Annotated in this window: 2 protein-coding genes; one reads left to right on the top strand and one right to left on the bottom strand. The window is 64.8% G+C overall.

Features of this window, described 5'->3' with window-relative positions; all coding sequences use genetic code 11:
- Positions 1-1,142, bottom strand: a 1,142-nt coding sequence (locus ABI213_RS23055) for an allophanate hydrolase (RefSeq protein ID WP_348028851.1), incomplete at its 3' end; no start/stop codon positions are given.
- 200 nt (positions 1,143-1,342) lie between these two features.
- Here ABI213_RS23055 and ABI213_RS23050 point away from each other — a divergent pair.
- Positions 1,343-1,855, top strand: a 513-nt coding sequence (locus ABI213_RS23050) for a GTP-binding protein (protein ID WP_348028849.1), incomplete at its 3' end; no start/stop codon positions are given.

The following is a 1,855-nucleotide window of genomic DNA, read 5'->3' as shown; positions in this document are numbered from 1 at the left end:
GGCAGACCGTCGGACCGCAGGCTGCTAGGCACCGAGATGGCGGCGTAGTCCAGCAGGTTGACGAAATTCGTGTACGCGCCCAGGTTACGGTTCAGCACCACCGGGTCCGCCTGCATCTGCGCAATCGTGTAGTGGGTGGGCGCAGTGGGCACCAGCAAGATGTCGATGCTGTCCCACATGACCGCGGCCTGCTGGCCATAGGCGCGCAAACGCACCTGGGCATCGACCAGATCGGCGGCGCTGTAGGCCCGCCCGCTGGCCAAAATGCTGCGCACCGGCTCGACCACCTCGGCCTCGTGCGCATCAAAAAAGCCGCGCACGGCCGCATAGCGCTCGGCCACCAATGCGCTGTCGTACAGCAGAGCAGCAGCGCCCGCCAGCGGAGCGTAGGCAATGGTGACGGGCGTGCCGCCCAAGGCGCAGAGCTTTTGGATCGCCTGCTGGAACGCTGCTTCGGCTGCCGCGTCGCCAAAAAAGGCCAGGGTGTCCGGTACGCCAAAGCGAAACTGCGCGGGCAAGGGGCTGCTGGCCAGCGTCAGCGGGCGCGAAAACGGGTCCAGCGGGTCATAGCCCATAGCCGCCTGCAGCACCTGGGCGGCGGTGCCCACGGTGCGGGCGAAGATAGACACGCAGTCCACGCTTTGCGCGGCAGGCACCAGTCCCCGGGTGCTGACCAGGCCCTTGGACGGCTTGATGCCGACGATATTGTTCAGCCCGGCGGGAACGCGGCCCGACCCGGCGGTGTCGGTGCCCAGTGAGAAATCCACCTGTCCGGTGGCCACCACATAGGCCGACCCCGCGCTGGAGCCGCCCGACACGTAGGCGGCGTTGAGCGCATTGGGCACAGCGCCATACGGCGAGCGCGTGCCGTTCAGGCCGCAGGCAAACTGGTCCAGATTGGTTTTGCCCAGCAGGGATGCACCGGCTTGCAACAGCTTGTGCACCACGCTGGCATGGGCTCCCGGCTCATAGGCAAAGGCCGGGCAGGCCGCCGTGGTGGGCAGGCCGTGCACGTCGATGTTGTCTTTGACCGCGAAGCGCAAACCAGCCAAGGGGCCGTCTGGCGCACCCGCGATGGGAGAATCACAGCGCGATATCCAGGCGGCGGCGGTACCACTGTCGTACGTTTTGGCTTGCACCATTTTAAAACATCCCATCTTGTATCCAAGAAGAGATGCAAACAGCGTGCCAGCTTGCCACCCGTTTCGACAGGGGCATCTGGCCCAGTTCGGCGCTGCGCAGGTAGTCCACGGCAGCCGTACGACTGATTTTTGGCCGCCCTGGTTAAAATCGCGGGTTGCCTGCCCACCCGGCAGCGCCCCGTTTTGCTCTGGAAACCACCTTGTCTTACGCCTCCGAAACCCGCCGCCGCCGCACGTTTGCGATCATCTCCCACCCGGATGCGGGTAAAACCACGCTGACCGAAAAGCTGCTGCTGTTCTCGGGTGCGATCCAGATCGCAGGCTCGGTGAAGGCGCGCAAGGCCACCCGCCACGCCACCAGCGACTGGATGGAAATTGAAAAGCAGCGCGGTATTTCCGTCGCATCCAGCGTGATGCAGATGCTGTACCGCGACCACGTGATCAACCTGCTGGACACCCCCGGCCACAAAGATTTCAGCGAAGACACCTACCGCGTGCTGACCGCTGTGGACTCGGCGCTAATGGTGATTGACGCGGCCAACGGTGTGGAAGCGCAGACCCGCCGCCTGATCGAAGTGTGCCGCCAGCGCGACACACCCATCATCACCTTCGTCAACAAGATGGACCGCGAAGTGCGCGAGCCGCTGGACATCCTGGACGAGATCGAACGCGAACTCGGCATGCCCTGCGTGCCCATGACCTGGCCCGTCGGC

Origin of the sequence: Rhodoferax sp. (assembly GCF_039922535.1) — a bacterium.
In the GTDB taxonomy this organism is placed as follows: Bacteria; Pseudomonadota; Gammaproteobacteria; order Burkholderiales; family Burkholderiaceae_C; genus Rhodoferax_B.
The sequence above is the reverse complement of the archived record's forward strand: the minus strand, read 5'-3'. Positions and strand labels throughout refer to the sequence as shown.